The organism is Paenibacillus sp. FSL L8-0638 (assembly GCF_038593075.1).
Taxonomy (GTDB): Bacteria; Bacillota; Bacilli; order Paenibacillales; family Paenibacillaceae; genus Paenibacillus; species Paenibacillus polymyxa_D.
The window spans coordinates 1,628,720-1,648,597 of record NZ_CP151960.1 but is presented as its reverse complement, the minus strand read 5'-3'; the positions used below and the strand labels follow the sequence as shown (position 1 = coordinate 1,648,597).

The window sequence follows — 19,878 nt, the reverse complement described above, 5'->3', positions numbered from 1 at the left end:
GAGAGCTATTTTATATGGAATTGATAAGCGGGAACACATATTGGCCGAATTCCTTGGAGCAGACACTGGATTTTCCGCCTTTGGCAGAGGATTTAATTTGTGATGTATTGATCATCGGAGGAGGGATGGGAGGGGCCATCTGCTCCCGGTTATTGGGAGAGCGACAAGTAGACACCGTGGTTATTGACAAACGCAAGCTGGTAACTGGAAGCTCTTCGGCCAATGCTGGCCTGCTGCAATACAGCAATGACAAGACCTTAACCTCTTTCATTAATACGTTTGGTGAAACGAACGGCGTACTGTTTTACCGCATGAGTAAAGATGCACTGGATCAGTTAGATAAGCTGGCTGCTACACTGGATACAGACCCTTCCTTTACTCGGCGCAGCAGCCTGTACTATGCAAGTACATCGGAGGATATACAGGTGCTTCAGGAAGAGTACAAACAGCTAACCCGGTTTGGATTTCCAGTAGAGTACTGGGATGAGCAACAGGTTGCTGCCCGATTTCCTTTTCAAAAACCGGCAGCATTGTACACACACGAAGATGCTGAGGTTAATCCATTTTTGTTTGCCCAGGGCCTGCTGCAATCTGCCAACCGTCTCGGTGTTCGCTTATATGAGCATACGGAAGCCAAGCATTTTGAATTCCATGATAATGAGGTCGTTTGTCATACTAACGGTGGAATGATCCGAGCAAAAAAGGTTGTTTTTGCAACAGGTTATGAAACACAAGAGATTAAAACCGATCGGGGAGCCGTTCTGCAAAGCTCTTATGCTATCGCCACCAATCCAATCGGAGATGCTCCCTTGTGGCATGAGCAGTGTCTGATCTGGGAAACTGCCCGTCCCTATCTATATATGCGCTCCACACCGCAAGGACGCATCATTATTGGTGGTTTGGATGAACCTGTATTGGACGCCAACCAGCGTGAAATCAGGTTGCTACACCAACAGCAAAAGCTGCTGCAAGCACTACAGGAGCATTTTCCCGGAGTACCTTTTCAGATCGACTATGCTTGGGCGGCTATATGCGGCTCCTCTCACGACGGCTTGCCGTATATTGGTCCACATCCGCGTTTTCCAAACTGCTACTTTTTGGAGGGTTATGGAGGGAATGGATCGGTTACGAATATGATGGCCGCACAGCTATTGGCTGATGAACTGACGGGCGCACACCGACCTGAAATGGAGCTATATTCTCTGACCCGTACGACCAAACCCTCGCCAGAAGCAACAAAACCAATGGTTTAACATATGAATACAAAAAGAACCTCCTTTCGCCTATATAAGTGAATTCTGAGGTTCTTTTTGTGTTGAATTTTCCTGTTATTCCGTTTGCTTGCGCCAGCGTTGTGCATGGGAATGAGAATTGCTTCGCTTTGTCTTCTGTTCCATCTTCAGCACATTTCGCATAAAAAACCAGCCGATCACTGGCATTAATGCAAGTCCAATCAACAACCAAATCATCGCTGTAGGAGCCTTGCTGATGCTTAGGACGCCCAAGAAAATGAGTGTACCGGTCAACCGTCCTACCATTAAGCACAGTTCACGCAGTACAACCAGTTCCACTCTCTGATTCGCATCTCCTTCACTCGTACCCATTAAATCAAAACTCGCTGAGATCATAGGAATTAAATACAAGGGCAGGAATATAGCGGTGCCGATCCCCATAATCAGTAGCGTGATATACTCCATACGCCACAATAAGGGTAAAAGCGCAATCACCAACAATACAGCACCCAACAGCATACCAGCCGAGCGATAGTGTGGCTTGAGCCATTTTCCGACAGCCCAAAAGCTGAAAAACGAAACCGCCGAGGTGATAAGTGAAAACTGTGCCAGCTTCCATTCCTGTTGAGTAGCTACATACACGAGCAGCGTAATCAGGAAGGCAAAAACCCCTTCACGAATGCCCTGGGTAACAAGTGATAACGACAAGGGACGCCACATGCTCCCTTTTTGTGACAATCGTTGCTTAGGCTCCTTCCAATTGTAATTTCCTGTCGGCTTACGCTTGCGAAGAAAGAAACTAAGCACCACTCCTACGACATAAAAAGCTAAGGAAATACTGAATATTACTCGATAACCCGCATCATCCTCCATACGAGCAATAATCCAACCAGACAGCCAAGGACCCACGATACCGGAAAACGAACCCAGCAGACCGACCCATCCGTTAAAATGATCGCGACTTGCCTGATCTGTGACTTCGAAAAAAATTACATTAAACGCCAGCCAGAATAAACCTAATGCTGCACCCAATAACATTCCGAGCGGCCATATGTAGTTTACAGCCTGCGGTCCCGTATATAACACGATTAAATAAAACAGACCGGACAGTGCTGTCCCCACGCGCAGGGCATTCATTTTGTTATGTTCCTTGACCCATTTTCCAGCCACCCAGACCATAATTCCCAGCGCAATTTGTTGGCTGACATTAAACCAGCCAATCATCGCGTAATCCTGCCTGCTCTTCCATAAATATACGTTGAGAAATGTGCCTGACAATGCTGCTGCAAACACAAACAATCCATTCAAGCTTAATAGCAGAATGGATTGTCCGTTCAGGTTTGATTTCAATGCAGTTCCCCCTAACCGAAAAATCACCAATCAGCTTATTTCAAGCCAGCTTGTTCAAAGATTTCTTCGATTAAGATGCCCGTATTGAGCTTGAGCCTATCCGGGGGATTGCTATTTAATTGTTGGAAATACCGCTGAGCTTCTCCAGCATCCGCAGTCGGTCATTCTCTGACAATGTGTGCTGGACATGAAAACAGCTAGGACACACATAAACATTCAAGACGAATGGCAAGTCCAGAACAGGTTTGCCAAGTACTGGCGACATCGACGATTCAAAGCCTTCTCTGGTTACGGTTTGCGAACCCGCATGCAGCATGTACTCTCCACATTGGGAACATTCAAGAACCTCATCTTGTCTGTCGAGTATTTGTTCAGCGCCTTGTTCATAAGCCATCAGATCCGCACCGCTTTCTTCAAATTTTTGCAAAGTATGCAGCACAGGTAACTTATGAAGCTCATTATCCTGCAACAACGGTGCATCAACCGGTTTTTCAACTACGATTTCATCCTCTGCCTCATATAAAATATCCTGCTCTTCATCATCACCGAGCTGAATACTCAATGTACGATAACCCTTCAGGTCTTCTTTTCCATGAGTGTGGGGCGCCGGGGTTACAGAAGCCGCATGATCATGTTTCGTCTCTTCATGTCCATGCTCACCGGCATGTCTATGAACAGGTGGAGAAACAGACTCATCTTCATCATCAGTGATGTCAGAGTACCCTTTCAGATCATTATGGCAATAGGGACACTCTTCCTCAGGTCCCAATTCTTCATCCCAAATAATTTCCATGTTACACCATGGACAAATAGTCATTTCCAAGCTTTCTCATCCTTCCGTTCCAAGCGTATACCAAGCTCTAGTATACAGGAGGTGTCAAGTTACACTGGCACCGATCACATAAGATAACGATATTGAAATAATCATGGAGAACAAGCCGACAGCACGGTTATCCTCTTTAATCTGTTGATCGATAGAAAATACCGGTGTCAGAAACTCAAAAAGAAAGTACGCCGCAAGTAGCAGTAAAAAGCCAACGAACGACCAAATCATCGTATCGTACACGCTCGATTTGGCTTCCATTGCAAAGCGGAGCACGTTGCAAATACCGAACATTTTCCCTCCCGTAGCCATGGCTACCGAAACATTGCCGCGCTTGATCTCTTCCCAGCATTTATAGCGGGTTACCAGCTCAAAACACGACAAAAATACAATTAACTCCAGCACCGCCACCGAGAAATAACCCAGCATCATCCCCAACGGATGTGACAGCAATTCATCAATCGCCATCTTCACTTCGTCCCTCCCGTTCTACCAAGCGTTCCCGAGCAAAGCCGGCACCCCATAGCTATTCCAATTCAGCAACGGTTACGCCTGTGCCGCCTTCATTGTAATTACCGATACGGTAGCTTTTCACATGTTTATGCTTGCGGAGGTACTCCTGAATACCGGTTCTCAGAACACCCGTACCTTTGCCATGAATAATGTGTACCTGACCCAGATTGGCCAGAAACGCTTCATCCATGAAGCGATCCACTTCCATCAAGGCTTCCTCCACGTTCGCCCCCCGAAGATCAAGTTCACTTCGTACGTTATCATCCCGTGTCCGTTTAACGCCAGTGACTGGTTTTTGAACTCTTGGAGTCGTTGTTTGGGCAGGTTGCAGTAGTTCCAGATCATCCAGACTGACCTTCATCTTCATGATCCCCAATTGAACCACAGCTTCCTTGGTACCGGACAGTTCAACCACGTGGCCTTTTTTATTCAGACTGTGAACGGATACTTCATCGCCAGCCATGATAGAACGAGTACGCGTAGCGGCCGGGCGTTTGACAGTACTTTTCTTGCGTTGCTTCGGTTCAGCCTCATCCAGTTCTCTGCGAGCTGCAATCAGCTTGTGCTCCTTAACCGAAGCCCCTTCTTCCTGAGCCAATTTACGCAAATCAGTAATGATTTTCTCAGCTTCGCTACGAGCCTTATCCACGAGAACTCTTGCTTCATCCTCAGCTTTTTCCAGCATACGGTCCCGTTGGGACTCCAGCTTATCCAGCTCCATCTGATGACGGCTACGCAATGCTTCCATTTCTTTACGCAACTGCTCCGCTTTTTCCCGTTCTTGCTCAGCTGTCAAACGGTTCTGCTCCAGTGACGCAATCATGTGCTCAACGCGCTGGTCTTCTTCTGTTACCTCACCACGGGCATAGTCTAAAATGCGCCCTGGCAATCCCAATCGCTCGGCAATGGCAAATGCGTTACTTCGTCCGGGGACACCGACCAGAAGGCGGTAAGTCGGGCTTAAGGTAGCGACATCAAACTCCATGCTTGCATTAATAATTCCTTTACGCTCATAGGCATACGCCTTCAATTCACTATAGTGAGTCGTCGCAACCATACGGCAACCCATGGCATGTATATGCTCCAAAATGGACACAGCCAAAGCCGAACCTTCCGCGGGGTCCGTTCCTGCCCCCACTTCGTCAAGCAATACAAGACTTTTGGGCGTCATATTTTTCAGGATGCTAATGATATTGGTCATGTGACTGGAAAATGTACTCAAGTTTTGCTCAATGCTCTGCTCGTCACCAATATCAGCATAGATTGCATCAAATACACACAGCTGGCTTTCATCCTCAACAGGTACAAACAGTCCAGACATCGCCATCAAACTAAGCAGGCCAATGGTTTTCAGGGTAACGGTTTTCCCCCCTGTGTTTGGTCCGGTAACGATAATGGAGGTGTATGAATTGCCCAGCTCTACATCTATGGGAACGACCTGCTCCAACGGAATTAGAGGATGTCTGCCTTTTTTCAGCTTCAAGTACCCTCGGTCATTCATTAAAGGCAAGGTTGCCTTCATTTCACGGGCGAGACGCGCTTTTGCAAAAATAAAATCAAGATTGCCCAAAACGTCCACATCATACAGCAACATATCCGCTTGTTCTGCGACAAGTGCGGTCAGCTTTTGTAAAATGACTTCAATTTCACGCTCTTCTCTCAGCCTTGTTTCCCTCAGCTTATTGTTCATGGCTACGATAGATTCAGGCTCGATAAACAATGTTGCACCTGACCCGGATTGATCATGAACAATTCCGCCAAAATAAGAACGGTATTCGGCCTTAACCGGGATCACAAACCGATCTCCACGAATCGTAATCAACTGATCTTGAAGCATTTTGGATACAGTTGAGGAACGAATCATGGAATCCAGCTTCTCACGAATACGCACTTCTCCCGAGCGCAGCTCCCGACGGATTTGTGAAAGCTCTGTGCTGGCAGAATCCAACACTTCTGCATTTTCGTCAATACAGCCTTTGATGGAGTTTTCTAAACCTCTCTGCTCCGAAAGCTGCTCACTCCAATACAGCAATGTTTCGACAGGATTTTCTTCATGCAAACTTGTCACGTATACTTGTATACGGCGTGCGGCCTGAACCGTTGTCCGAATGCCAAGCAACTCATGCGGGCTTAATGTTCCACCAATACGGGCACGCTTCACCGCCGGAGTGATATCCACTACTCCGTTAAATGAAGGCACTCCTTTGAGGCGATCAGCAGCATAGGCCTCATCCGTACCTTTCAGCATTTTCTTGATATGCTCCAAATCATCGCTGGGCTGTAGCCGAAGGGCTGTCTGTTGTCCCGTTGCCGTTTGGGCATAGTGACTTAGTTTATTTAGAATTTTTTGATATTCAAGGGTTTTGAAAATTTTAGAGTCCAACTTCACTACTCCTTTCACTTATATCTATATTATACCGAAAGCAGCAAACTTACGCTATTTGCCAACTCTGTTTTACACATAAGAAAGCTCTTCATGCCACACACTAACCTTTGTCTAACCCTGATTCAAAAAACAAAGGAGGTTATTCCGTGAGCATTCTCGGGCACATTGTACGTTTCATCGTTGCCGCTCTGGTGCTGATGGTCGTAAGCTGGATCGTTCCCGGATTTAGTGTAGGCGGCTTTTGGAGCGCGCTGATCCTAGCCATTGTCATTGCCTTGATTGGCTATATCGTTGAGGCGGTGTTTGGTCGACGCGTCTCCCCATTTGGACGCGGTATCGTAGGTTTTCTTGTGAGCGCTCTGGTGATCTGGGTCGCTCAATATGTCGTCACTCATGTCAGTGTTTCCGTTCTGGGCGCATTGCTCGCTGCATTGGTTATCGGGATTATCGACCTGTTCATTCCGGTATCGACACCGTTTGAAGCCGGTCGCAAAAACGGGAATTAATTTCAGTAATCGCTTCTGGCAAAGCTGTCCCGAAGCAGAATTCATCTGCCAAAGGACAGCTTTTTGTCATTTACACCTCTGAGTGGATACAATAAACAAACAATCCCCGGCAATGAGCAGCCGGGGATTGCCTTACATGTATAATCCGTATCTACTGATCCTGTTCGATAAGTTCAATCCATTCATTATACTCAGTTTGAAGCTTGGTGTATTCTTCCTGTAATTGACGTAATTCCGTAGAAATCTTCTCCGAATTTTCCCGATCTACGTCCTGTTGTACTTGCAACAGACGAAGCTGATGCGCTGCCATTTCATATTTTTGACCCACTTCGTCCAATTCAGACTGCAAGGCCATCCGTTCCTGCTCTATGGACTGCTGTTCAGCCTTCGCCGTTTTGGCAGTTTCAACAGCCAAACGAATCTCCTCCTGAAGCTGTTCCTTTTGTTGAACCGTTACCGCTATTTCCCGCTCCCAAGAAGCAAATTCTTCCTTACGGGCAGCATCTTCAGCTTCCAAACGTTCCGCTTCAGCCTTCAACTGATCGTATTTAAGCTGCCATTCCAGGGATTCTTCCTCAGCACGTTCCAGTTCACTCCGCCGTTCTCGATTTTCCTGCTGGAGCTGCTTGATATTTTGCTCCAGCTGTCCAGCTCGGCTCTTCATGCTTCCATATTGCTCCTGAAGCGATTGATACGCCTTAGTTCCCTCTTGCTCTCGGACTTTGGCTTTCTCAAGCTCATCCTGAACGCGAATCAGCTCAGGTGAAAGCTCCTTGATTCTCGCTTCGAGTTGAACTAGCCGTTGCTGTTGTGAAGCAAATTTATCATTAATAGCTTCGAGCTCAGCCGCTGCGTGCTGTAATTGCTCTTGTATTTCTTCCTTCTGTTCACGTGCTTCCAGCAAGGAGAGCTCCAGCTCATCAACTGCCACCTGGCGTTCTTCTGCAAGCTTCTTCCATGACTTCTCGCTTTCAGCTAGCGTAGCCAGCTCACTTTGCAGCTTGCGAGAAGATACGTGAGCTTGCTCCAACAGCTTCTGCATCCGTCGCTGTTCTTCCTCCAGCTTAGCCGTCTGCTGCTGCTTAGCCTTGGCTTCAGCTTCTAATTGATCATATCGACTTTGCAATTCTTCACGTGCAAGCGTATCTGCCTGCTCTCGCTCTATCGCAGCCTGTCGCTGTGTTTCCAGCACAGACTCCAGCTCGGACTGTAGTTCCTTCAGTACTCTTGCTTGCTCTTGAGCCTCTCCCAGACGAGAAGAAAGCTCTGTACTGCCTGCCTGTACTTGTTCTAATTGTTCCTGAAGCTCCTCGACCCGAATCTCCTGCTCCAGTGCAGCTTCATCAGCTCGTTTCTGCGCTTCCTGATGCTGGAGCTTTTCTTCATTCAACGCCAATTCAGCCTGTTTACGTTCCTGCTCCAGCTGCTCATTCAGTCCAGAGCACTTAGTTTGCCATTCGCTTACCTTCTTGCTATGCTCTTGCTGCAAAGCAGATCGCAGCTTGTCCAGTTCTGTGCGCTTTTGCTCCTGATGAGTCTTCTCTGCAGCTGACAGCTTGGCTTCAGCCTGTTTAGCCGCTTCAGATACTTCCTTCTTCATCTGCTCTTCTATCTGCCGGATACGCGCATTGGCCGCCTCCTGCTGCTCTTTCAGCTTGCGAGAAGCTTCTTGACGGGACTCCTCCAATTCACGTTTAGCTTGTTTTTGTCCATTTTCAAGTTCAGCCGCTTTTTTCTCCTGCTGTTCCAGCTTTGCCCTCAATTGGGCAATCTCCATGGCTGATACAGATTCGGTTTCCATCAGCTTCTTCTGCGTTGCTTCCTTTTCTTCCTTCAGTTGAATAAGAGATTGATGCATATCTGTATTTTTTTGCTGTTGTTCCCCTAGAGCTGTCTGGAGTTGCGCCAGATCTCCCCTGAGCTCTGCTCGTTCCGCTGCTAAGCGGTTCATATGACTCTGAATTTCCTGGATTTGTACAGCTTCTTCTGCCATATGAACCGCAGCCAGCACGGCAATTCGGGGCATATCCAGACGCGAATGAGCTTGAGAAATGCTGTGCATACGCTCATCCACGTAATTGGCAACCTGCTTCATATAATCGGTATTGCTGCCGACGAGTTTATAAGAAGTACCGTAGATCTCTACAGTGACGCGAGTACGATCTGGTGTAGTCACAATTATGCCCTCCTTCAATACTACTGTATGTTGATTCTAAGGTGTGTCCGGTACTATGGTAACCCGCCTTCCGTGAAGCGTTCAACCTTATTAGTCCGGCTTCCCCGCAGCGGGTAATTATCAGAGTAAGAGAGCTTCTATGATGATAGGCCAAAAAGCCGTATCGAACCTCTGTCACTAAGATTCGATACGGCTTCCCGCATTTCCTGCTACTTTCTCAATTCCGCTCCAAAAGTTTGTTCCAGAGACGTAACGACAGGAGTATGCGCCGCATTGATCTCTTCATCCGTCAACGTATGTTCCCAGTGACGATAGGTCAGAGAGATAGCTACGCTCTTCTTATCTTCACCAAGCTTACTGCCTGTAAATACATCAAACACTCGTGCATCCTGCAACAGCTCTCCGCCTGCAGCGTGAATAACACGAAGCAGTTCGCCTGCCTCAACGTCTTTATTGACCACGAGGGCAATGTCACGTTCCACGGATGGGAAGCGAGCCAGCTCTCTGAACTGAATATGAGAGTTTGCGTGTTCAATGACCTGTTGCAACGCAATTTCTGCAACATACGTATCGTTCAGCCCATAAGATTGTTGGAGCTCCGGATGAATCTGCCCAAGGGTACCGATCCGTTGAGAGCTTCCATTCACATCCAGCCATACCGAAGCGGAACGGCCCGGGTGGTAGCTTTGCGGTTGGTCAGCGACATAACGAATGCTGGCACTCAATCCGAAATAGTCAAACACCGTTTCAAGCGCGCCTTTAATATCAAAGAAATCAACCTTTTCAGCACCAATATTCCATTGTTTTTCACGGCGTACCCCAGTCAACAACAGACTCAGCACTTGAATTTCCTGCGGCTGGCGGGTTAATGTTTGTTCCTCTGTATAAAATACTGTTCCCATCTCGAAAATCGCCAGATTGTCTTGCTTCCGGTTCATGTTATACACCGCTGTATCCAGCATCTGCGGAATGATACTCGTACGCAAAACACTACGGTCTTCGCTCATAGGCATAGCCAAACGTACCGGATGGCTGCCTTCTGTCAGGGCATTAAATAACCCCGTACTTTGCGGATGTACAAAAGAGTAGCTGATCGTCTCCTGCCAGCCACCATGAGCCAGCAATCTGCGCAGGGAGCGGCGCAATGATTGTGATGCTGTCAAAGCTCCCGGAGTTGTAGGACCTTCAATCGGCGTGGTCGGGATATTGTCGTAACCATACAGACGAGCAACCTCTTCGATTAAGTCCACGTCAATGGTGATATCTCCACGGCGTGTAGGAACTTGAACTTCCAGTACCCCTTGCTCTACGTCGCCACATCCGAAATGAAGTCTACCGAAAATCGTTTTCACCTCAAGCAGCGACAGTTCGGTTCCCAAATATCGGTTTATCTTATCTAGCGACAGCTTGATAATGCGGTTTTCAGCTTTTGCAGACGCAGATTCTACGATGCCCTGGTGTACAGTGCCTCCTGCATAACGCTGAATCAGCGTAGCTGCACGATTCACAGCAGGCACAACAGCGCCTGAATCAACCTCTTTTTCAAAACGCAGACTTGCTTCTGAACGCAGTCCAAGTTGACGAGACGTTTTGCGAACTGTACCGCCGTCAAACTTCGCAGATTCCAGCGCAATGCTGACCGTCGCATCCGTAACCTCGGAGTTAGCTCCACCCATCACGCCTGCCAATGCTATTGGTTTCACACCGTCTGTAATCAGCAGCATATGCGGCTCCAGCTTACGCTCCTGATCATCAAGTGTAATCAATGTTTCGCCTGCACGAGCGAGTCGAACTTCAATATTTCCATTTTCCAGCTTATCCGCATCAAAAGCATGCAACGGCTGACCGTATTCCAGCATGACGTAGTTCGTAATATCTACGATGTTGTTGATCGGACGAACACCTGCCGCCATCAGACGGTTTTGAATCCATAATGGGGAAGCCCCCACTTTTACACCTGTAATATAACGGGCCGCGTAGTGCGTACACAGTTCAGGAGTATCTACCTTCACAGACAGATGATCTGCCGCTGCATCGCTAATTTCCACCAGATCCTTAGCCGGATCAGCCAGAGAAATATCACGTCCCAGAATCGCACTCACTTCATATGCTGCTCCGTGCATGCTCAGGCAATCCGAACGATTGGGTGTCAGATCAAAATCCAGCACCTGATCATCCAACGCCAGCAGCTTCGTAATTGGCATACCAATTTCAGCATCCTCAGGCAGCACCAAAATACCTTCTTGCAATTCTTTTGGCAATAGCTTGTCATTCATGCCCAATTCTTTGGCCGAGCAAATCATACCCATGGATACAACACCACGCAGCTTGGCCTTTTTAATGTGGAAATCTCCCGGCAACTTTGCACCTACAACTGCAACCGGAACCTTTTGACCTGCATCCACGTTTTTGGCACCGCACACGATTTGCAGATCTTCCTCCTGACCTGCATCGACAATACATACATTCAGCTTATCAGCATCAGGATGCTTTTCCTTGCTTTTAACATAGCCGACAACGACGCCAGTAATCCCTTGATTGCGCTGCTCGACCTCATCAATTTCTATGCCCGAACGGGTGATTTTCTCTGCCAGATCCTCCGCGCTTACCTGATCCAGCGATACATACTCGGACAGCCACTCGAATGATACTTTCATATGGGTTCACTTCCCTTGATATAGTTGTTTATTGACGCGCAAACTGTTTCAGGAACGACAGGTCACTGTTATAAAAATGACGAATATCATCGATACCGTATTTCAATATAGCAATCCGCTCTACACCCATACCGAATGCAAAGCCGCTGTACACCTCGGGATCAAAACCGCCCATCTCTAGCACTTTCGGATGGACCATGCCACAGCCCAAAATTTCAATCCACACGCGTTCGCCATTTTTCTTCACAAAAGTTACGTCTACTTCAGCACTCGGCTCTGTGAACGGAAAGAAGCTTGGGCGCAAACGGATTTCGGTCGATTCTCCGAACATTTCGCGTGCAAATTGAAGTAAGGTTCCTTTCAAATCACTCATGCGAATGTCTTTTCCAATGACAAGCCCTTCAATTTGGTGGAATTGAAAAGAATGTGTTGCATCGTCATCATCACGTCGGAATACTGTACCCGGACAAATTACCTTAATAGGCGTTTCACCCTTCATCGCCTCCATCGCGCGAATCTGAACTGGTGACGTATGAGTACGCATCAACAGATCCTCGGTCAGATAAAATGAATCCTGCATATCGCGTGCCGGGTGATTTTTAGGCAGATTCAATGCTTCGAAGTTATAATAATCCGTCTCTGCCTGTGGACCCTCAGCCACTCGATAGCCCATACCTGTAAAAATATCCTCGATTTGCTCAATCACTTTGTTGAGCGGGTGCAGTCCACCTTGCGGCAGCGCGCGTCCAGGCAGCGTAACGTCGATTTTTTCCGCTTGCAGACGCTCATTCGTTTCCGCTTTCGTGAACTCATCCTGCTTACGGTTAACGACTTCTTCAATCGCCTCCCGCACCTCATTGGCGACCTGTCCAACAACCGGACGTTCCTCCGCGCTCAGCTTGCCCATACCGCGCAAAATTTCAGTCAATGCGCCCTTTTTTCCCGAGTATTTGACCCGTAGATCAGCCAGTTCCTTGGGTGTTGCCACCTTCTCCAATACTTCCAGTGCTTCTTCCTTCAAGGCCAGCAAATGTTCCTTCATTTGGATGGTTTCGCTCATCGCCTGTTCAGTCCCCTTTCTTCATATCCAGCTTTTCAGACAACAAAAAAAGGTCTTTTCTCCCGGTAAGGGACGAAAAGACCGTGGTACCACCCTCGTTAGACAATAAGCTTAGCTCACCCGGCGTTCTGCCTTACGGCACTAGTTACAGGTGATTGTTCATGCTGTGCATCATCGTCTCGCTCTGCACGTTGTAACGGTCGTGAACCGGTATCCCCTACTTGCACATTCGCCATTCACATGGCGCCTGAGGTTCAAGGAACTGCTCCGGAGCGAACTTCAACAGCCCAGTATTTGCAGAAACGCTCTCAATCCTACGGCGCTTCCTCCCTGTTCAATCGGACACTGTCTACTCTTCTCCATCAAGACATTTTCAAAAATTCGAACTATTGTTCATTATTATATGCAAACTACCGCGCTTTGGCAAGCAGGGCATACGTTTCATTCCTTTAGATATCGAGATCATCCAACCGCTCCAGATTTGCACGAATGCGCCTGATTTCGCTCAACAACTTCTCATTTTCGTCATTCGTGCCCGTCACTCCCATCAACTCTGTAAGACGCAATTGTAATCGAAGACGTTCCTCACGCCGCTCCTGGTCTTCTGGCTCCCGTTGACGGCTCCGCTCATCTTCTTGCTTTTCGTCGGCTGTCCCCTCATAGATTTCATATCCGCCCCCCGGCTTCATATCGAGTAACCGAGTTGCCGTGTACCTCACCAGCTCCCGATCATGTGAGACGAGCACCAGTGCTCCATCATAGTTGCGCAAAGAATCTTCTACAATTTCACGGGTTTCAATGTCAAAATAATTCGTCGGTTCATCCAACACCAGCAGATTGGCTCCACTAAAGTACAGACGCAGAAAAGCTACCCTGCATTTTTCTCCCATACTGAGTGTCCCGATCCTTTTAAACACGTCCTCTTTCGCAAATAGAAAGCAGCCCAACACTGTTCTCGCTTCTGTTTGCGTCATCGTCGGGAGCGCAAGCAGACTGTCCAGCAACGTTTGATCCTCTGGGAGCTGCTCCAGCTCCTGTGAAAAATATCCGATGTTCAACTGTGGGTTGGCTGTGATTTTTCCTGTCTGCGGCTCCATTTGACCTGTTAATAACCGAAGCAGCGTGGTTTTACCAATTCCATTGGGCCCCCGAACAGCCAGACGGTCTCCACGTGCAACGATCAGATTTAGATTTTTCACAATGATACGGTCGTCGTAGCTAAAGTCAACCTGCTCAGCACGCAGCAAATATTTTGCCTGAAACCCGCTGTCACTTAATTTCATGTGCAAAGACGGAGCTTCACGTGGTTGTTCTACCCTGTTAGCCTCCAGTCGCTCCAGTTCTTTTTCTTTCGCATGATAACGGGATATATTTTTTTTAGCCTTGGCCTTATAGAAGCTCTGTGTAATAGCCACTTCGACTTTGGATGCGCTACGATGTGCCTGGTGAAACCATTCCCTGTAATTTCGAATCGTTTCCTCCAGTGCCTGTTTCGCCAGCTCCTGCTTCCGATAGCTGGCTTCCTGCTCTCGCAGTTCCCGCTCCTTTTGCGCTTTATATTCCTTATAGCCGCCTTTATAGCGTCCAATACCTGTCGACGCGAGCTCACCTATACTCGTAGCCACTCGATCCAAAAAGGCTCTGTCATGCGATACAAACAGCAGCGTTCCCGGATACGTAGACAGCCACTGCTCCAGCCAATGCAAGCTTTCGGCATCCAAATGGTTGGTCGGCTCATCCAGCACCAGCAGCTTCGGTTGCCTGACCATGAGTCCGGCCAATCGCACTCTCGTCTTCTGTCCGCCACTCAGGTCACCATAAGCAATGGACCACGTCTGGACAGGCATTCCCATTCGAGTGAGCGCCTTTTCCACCTCAGACTCCCAGGCAAAGCCTTGCAGGCGTTCGTATTCATCCATCAGCTCGCCGTAACGCTCCAAATGATGCTCCATATCCTTCCCAGCATCGGCTAGGTCAGCTTCCAGCTGTCCCAACGCTTGCTTGAGAAGCCAATGTCGAGGGCTGGCCTGCTGTGCGGCCTCCAGTGCGGTTCGAGACCCATCCACCGTATCCTGCTGCTTCAGCCAGCCCCGCTCTTCCAGTGGCAAATCATGCTCTACTTGACCAGAGGTTGGCGCTTCATCTCCCAGCAATATTCGCAATAGCGTCGTTTTACCTGCTCCATTTCTTCCAAAAAGTGCGAGCCGTTCTCCTTCCATCACATCCAACGACACATTCTCAAATAAAGATGTCCCGTTCCAATCCTTTACTACATTGCGAATACGCAAAATCGTTCTCATACCATGATCATCCTTTCCCAGCCCGGTTTTTTGACCCCGGAAGCAATAAAAAAAGCCGCAGAAGGCTGCGGCTTGCATACAAGGAATATAGAATGACTGTTATGAATCGTTTCAGAACATACGCTTATGAAAAATAACACCGTAAACGAATAAGCCAAATCCCGTTCCGGAATAAACGCATACGTCCCTACATTCATTTTCAGACACACTTCTCCCGTTGCAGCTTACAGCCGCCTGCCAGTAACTGTGCAGTTAAGTGGGAAAATCAGTGTGCTTACTTCATCGGACGTATGGTTACCTTCCTTTTCATGGGATAATTACTTGCGATCAGTATAGCAGATCACAACACATTTGCAAATAACCCTCGTTATTTTCCAAATACCAAAGTTATTCGACGATCCTGCATATTTCGTTACAAACTCTTTAGTATATTCAGGAGTCTGAACTTGATAGCTATAGTTCTTGCTTGGATTCCAGTTGGTTACACGCGATTTTTGATTGCTGATAGCGGGAAAACTCCCCACATCTTTAAAATCGCCATTGCCTTTATCATCAAGTATGCCGCCCTTTTCACTACCTTTTCTCCCTGTTGTGGCAGGCTTAGTAACTCCATTTTCACTTTTTGCCTGTCCGGCAAAACCAGTCATTCCATTCGTCGACGTATTCGGAAAATCAGCAGCGGCGAACGTAGAACTTGCAGGAAAAGTAAACAAGCAGCGATGTAAAAATAGTTCGTAAGAACGCAAAAAGCCGTGATACCCCATTGGCACCCCGGCTATAATGTATTTATCTACTCCAAACAAAACAAAAACCCTTGCGTCACAAGGGTTTCGAACTTCTTAAAATAGTAAGCGGGTGATGGGAATCGAACCCACGCTATCAGCTTGGAAGGCTGAAGTTCTACCATTGAACTACACCCGCATTTTATAATATCTCGATTCTTATGTATGGCACGCTTAACCTATCGTCAACCAGCTGAATCAGGATGTTATTTAGTATAACTTACCTTTCAGCAAAATGCAAGCATACTACATACTATCCTGAGCCAGCCAATTCATAGGTTCACGTAAAAACAATTTTTCAAAGATTTCTGCCGGAATGGGGCGACTAAAGTAATACCCCTGACCCTCATGACAATCTTGTGCCTGCAAAAAATGAAGCTGCTCCTCATTTTCTACCCCTTCAGCCGTAACCTTCAGCTTCAAATGGTGAGCCATGGAGGCAATAGTAGATACAATTGCTGCATTTTTGCTGTCGACCAGTACCTCATTTACAAAGGAACGATCAATTTTCAGACGATCAATCGGGAGATTCTTCAAATAATGCAATGAGCTATAGCCAGTTCCAAAATCATCAATACTGATTGCGACACCAATAGCCTTTATTTTTTTTAACTGTTCAAAGGCTCGATCCTTATCAAAGGTCATACTCTCGGTAATCTCCAGCTCTAGATAGCGTGCTTCAAGTTCCGTATAGGTCAAAATGCCCCGAATTACATCCACCAGCTTTTTTTGCTGAAATTGGCGCATGGATAAATTGACCGAAATCGGGATTGGTGGGTACCCAAGCTCCTGCCAATGCTTATTTTGCAGACAGGCCTCCCGTAACACCCATTCCCCCAAGGGCACAATTAAACCACTTTCTTCAGCCACCGGAATAAAATCGCCTGGCATCACCATCCCACGATGAGGATGATTCCAACGCACCAGCGCCTCCAAACTCGTTAGCTCGCCACTTTGCAGGTGGACACGAGGTTGATACACCAATGAAAATTCCTCATTTTCAAGCGCTCGCCGCAGATCATTTTCCAGCTGGAGTCTTTCATGCGCTCGCATCTGCATCGAACTAGCATACCGCTGAAAATTCACTCCCTGCTCTTTAGCACTATGTACAGCCGTATCCGCCTGCTGAATAAGCTGTTCACTCTGATTCGCATCCAACGGGTACAAAGCTATACCAACGCTCACCGTCACATGATAAGACTCACCATCAATATCGAAAGGCAGATCGAACAGCTTCACCATATCATCAATACGACTTCTCATAGCATCTGTATCTTCGTATCCCGTTAGAAGAAAGGCAAATTCATCTCCGCCCATGCTAAAGACAGCTTCCCCTTCATGGCTAAAATGCCCCAAGCGTTCGCCTACTGCATACAGCAAATAGTTTCCTGCCATATGTCCAAGCGAATCATTAATCGCCTTGAAACGATCAATATTTAGAACTAAAAGTGCTACTGTCTCATCCGATTTCAATGATTTGCGCAATATTTTATCTAAACGTTGGGAAAGGCGGCGACGATTGGGGAGTCCTGTTATATCATCATTATAAGCAATGTGATTAAACTCAGATTCGGCTGCCTGCTTTTCACGATAAGGAACCAGAACCATCAACCGGACCAGCCCGCTCAACATGTTATAGAATGCTATCGCGTTGGTCAAAAGTCCCAATAGGTGATTAATATCGCTCATTTGCTCAGAAAATAAATAGAACAACTGACTCACAACACACAGTCCAATTCCACGAACCATAAGCAACATGCCCAACTCCGCCGGGCGAACTTTCCGATATTTTCGCACCCCGAAAATAAAAGTGAACACAAGTAGTAACATGACAGCCAGATTTAACGTCCAGCCCAGGTTACCTATTTCGTATCGTATACGTAGATCCGGTAAGCCTGCACCAAATATCTTAATAACTCCTAGAATCAGCAAAGTGCAGCCTATCCCTGCCCACAAAGCCACCGCTTTGTATTCAGATTTCGTCTTGTTAAACGGGAGGAAACAAACGCATAAGAGCAAGACAGAGGTAAAGGCACGATTTACAAACAGCAGCCATAACGAAACGCCCGGAGACAAAGCAAAGTCCGTCAGGCTCACGAAACTAAACGAAACAATATGAACAAGGTAAAGCAGACCAGCCACCAAAAACGTCGGGGCAATAAGAAGTCTCTGCAAGGATAACTGTTCCAGTAAAACGGACCAGGATTGATAAAAAATAGAAAAACAAATCGCAGCACAGGCAAACCCTATGATCGGATATAACAAGAAAAAAACATTATGGGAGTATATCTTATTCAAAGTTACGTGAAATAACTGAACCAAGACAAACAAAACTATCGCAGCAATGCCGATACCTATCGTTTTTTTTACTTCCAGCCGTATACTCATTCAGCCTCTTCAGCCCCCTGCATATCGGAGATTCCGATCATCTAAGACGTTTGACAGCTTTGGAAGCCGTTGTTTAAGTCTATAGTATCAAAAATAATGTTGTATTCTGGTATATAATAGCATTTAATCTGTGAAAGGTGAATCATTTTTTTGTCTTAAATTCATGAATTCATTTTCGCATTTACGCAAATAACCGAGCTTACAGCACCAAAAAAGCGCATCATCTTGTCAGATTATGCGCTTCAGATAACCTTTTCCAAAAAGGTGATACCTATACCCCAACGCTGCACAACATAAAAGAAATAGTATGTACAGGACCCCTCTGCGAAAACCTCCCCATATTAAACTACAGGAAGCGTGATTTTGAATTGTGTGCCACTTCCATGTTTACTGTCTACATGTATGAAACCTCCGTGATTTTTGATAATTCGATAGCTCACAGCCAATCCCAATCCGGTTCCACTTTCTTTTGTTGTAAAAAAAGGATCAAATAAACGCGTCAATGTATTGTGATCCATACCTAATCCGTTATCTTCAATACAAATGTGGACATAATTGCCCTCAAGCACTGTATGAATATCGATGCAGCCCTCTCGTTCCCCACCCATGCTTTCAATGGCATCCATTGCATTTTTAATCATATTGAGAATAACCTGCTTAATCTGCTTCACATCAATGGAAACCTTCATGAGCTCATCATTTTCGTCCAATGCAATCTGGCAACCCTTCATCAATGCTTCGCTTTCTGTCAGCATCACTACTTCTTTCAGCAGCCCCATCACAGATACAGCCGTTTTTTGCGGAGCCGAAGGCTTGGACGAATTTAAGAACTCATAAATAATGTCGTTCGCACGATCAATTTCTGTTAATATAATGCGGGCATACTCATCCCTGCCCAACTCCACCAAATGCGGTCGAAGCAATTGAATAAAGCCCCGGATTGCGGTAAGCGGGTTACGGATTTCATGAGCAATAGAGGCCGAGATGCGTCCCAGCATCGCCAGCTTATCGTTTTGATATGCTGTTTGCTCAATCTGCTTATAATCCGACACATCCTTGACGCTAAACAAAAAATCGCCATCCATCTGATCACCATAGGTTACTGTTATCAACCAATGCCGACCATACTCATCAATTAACTCATGATAGCGCTTTCTATGAAAGATAGTTTCTTTATAAATCCGCATGATTTTCTTCTTCTTAAACCGGCTTAACTCAGGATGATGCAAAATTTGCATCAAATTGCGACCTGCTAGCGAACTCCGTGGTAGCTCCAGCAATTTCGCCATTTGCACGTTAATAAAGGTCAGTACCCCGTCACTGTCAAACAGCATGATACCACTATCCAGGTTCTCCAGCACATTTTCATACTTGTTATTGGCGATCTGTGTGGAAGGACAAGCTCCCACGGTATCAAGCAAGGCTTCTTGGAATTCACTGATCATGCCAGGCTTCCCCCTTGTTTCGGAATGACAAACTGGCCGTATCGGACGCGTAATAATCTTGAAGAAAAGAAAGGCATCTATCGACTACCCTTCAATGGTGTAGAAAACAGTTACACAGAAATCCGACCATCTCTTTCCAATTCCAGTCTTATTTTATGATAGACAAGATTAAGGATCGCAGTCAATCGGAAAAAGTGTCGAATCCAAATTTTTATCCTGTTTTCTTTCGTCATAATATCTGCGCAACATTACCAAAATGA

General features: G+C 46.7%; 12 protein-coding genes, 1 tRNA gene and 1 pseudogene. 2 read left to right on the top strand and 12 right to left on the bottom strand.

Translation table 11 applies throughout. The features are described 5' to 3' along the window. Positions 1-14 precede the first annotated feature (14 nt). Positions 15-1,253, top strand: a complete 1,239-nt coding sequence (locus MKY35_RS07380; RefSeq protein WP_342446008.1) for an FAD-dependent oxidoreductase — start codon at positions 15-17, stop codon at positions 1,251-1,253. A gap of 75 nt (positions 1,254-1,328) precedes the next feature. Here MKY35_RS07380 and MKY35_RS07375 read toward each other — a convergent pair whose 3' ends face one another. The 4 genes from MKY35_RS07375 to MKY35_RS07360 form a co-directional block, all read right to left on the bottom strand. Next, complete coding sequence (locus MKY35_RS07375; RefSeq protein WP_069012839.1) at positions 1,329-2,582, bottom strand: MFS transporter; 1,254 nt, start codon at positions 2,580-2,582, stop codon at positions 1,329-1,331. 115 nt (positions 2,583-2,697) lie between these two features. Further along, positions 2,698-3,405: a hypothetical protein gene (locus MKY35_RS07370; RefSeq protein WP_342446007.1), complete on the bottom strand. Its 708-nt coding sequence runs from the start codon at positions 3,403-3,405 to the stop codon at positions 2,698-2,700. A 54-nt stretch (positions 3,406-3,459) separates the two neighbouring features. Continuing rightward, a complete protein-coding gene (locus MKY35_RS07365) occupies positions 3,460-3,873 on the bottom strand; it encodes a DUF350 domain-containing protein (protein WP_013309402.1) in 414 nt (137 codons plus the stop codon). Between the two features lie 58 nt (positions 3,874-3,931). Next, positions 3,932-6,301, bottom strand: a complete 2,370-nt coding sequence (locus tag MKY35_RS07360) for an endonuclease MutS2 (RefSeq protein WP_039269755.1) — start codon at positions 6,299-6,301, stop codon at positions 3,932-3,934. Positions 6,302-6,450: 149 nt separating this feature from the next. On the opposite strand from MKY35_RS07360, the gene MKY35_RS07355 reads away from it, so the two are divergent. Beyond that, positions 6,451-6,810: a phage holin family protein gene (locus MKY35_RS07355; RefSeq protein WP_342446006.1), complete on the top strand. Its 360-nt coding sequence runs from the start codon at positions 6,451-6,453 to the stop codon at positions 6,808-6,810. Between the two features lie 151 nt (positions 6,811-6,961). Here the strand turns inward: MKY35_RS07355 and zapA are convergent, their stop codons facing one another. From zapA to MKY35_RS07315, 8 genes and pseudogenes are all read right to left on the bottom strand, one after another. After that, on the bottom strand, positions 6,962-8,986 hold the full coding sequence (zapA, locus tag MKY35_RS07350) for a cell division protein ZapA (protein WP_342446005.1): 2,025 nt from the start codon (positions 8,984-8,986) through the stop codon (positions 6,962-6,964). Between the two features lie 209 nt (positions 8,987-9,195). Continuing rightward, entirely contained in the window at positions 9,196-11,643 is a 2,448-nt protein-coding gene (gene pheT / locus MKY35_RS07345) for a phenylalanine--tRNA ligase subunit beta (protein ID WP_342446004.1), read from the bottom strand. A gap of 28 nt (positions 11,644-11,671) precedes the next feature. After that, entirely contained in the window at positions 11,672-12,703 is a 1,032-nt protein-coding gene (pheS, locus tag MKY35_RS07340) for a phenylalanine--tRNA ligase subunit alpha (protein WP_269321413.1), read from the bottom strand. Positions 12,704-13,152: 449 nt separating this feature from the next. Beyond that, positions 13,153-15,003 (bottom strand): ABC-F type ribosomal protection protein, encoded by a 1,851-nt coding sequence (abc-f, locus tag MKY35_RS07335; RefSeq protein WP_342446003.1) that lies wholly within the window; start codon positions 15,001-15,003, stop codon positions 13,153-13,155. A gap of 367 nt (positions 15,004-15,370) precedes the next feature. Then, a pseudogene (locus MKY35_RS07330) lies at positions 15,371-15,590 on the bottom strand (pectate lyase); the annotation flags it as partial. A gap of 263 nt (positions 15,591-15,853) precedes the next feature. Next, positions 15,854-15,924: transfer RNA gene (locus tag MKY35_RS07325), tRNA-Gly, on the bottom strand. Positions 15,925-16,031: 107 nt separating this feature from the next. Continuing rightward, the gene (locus MKY35_RS07320) at positions 16,032-18,173 is read right to left on the bottom strand and encodes an EAL domain-containing protein (RefSeq protein ID WP_322251378.1); all 2,142 of its coding nucleotides are present in this window, start codon (positions 18,171-18,173) and stop codon (positions 16,032-16,034) included. A gap of 341 nt (positions 18,174-18,514) precedes the next feature. Further along, positions 18,515-19,618 (bottom strand): ATP-binding protein, encoded by a 1,104-nt coding sequence (locus tag MKY35_RS07315; protein ID WP_039269745.1) that lies wholly within the window; start codon positions 19,616-19,618, stop codon positions 18,515-18,517. Positions 19,619-19,878: the final 260 nt, after the last annotated feature.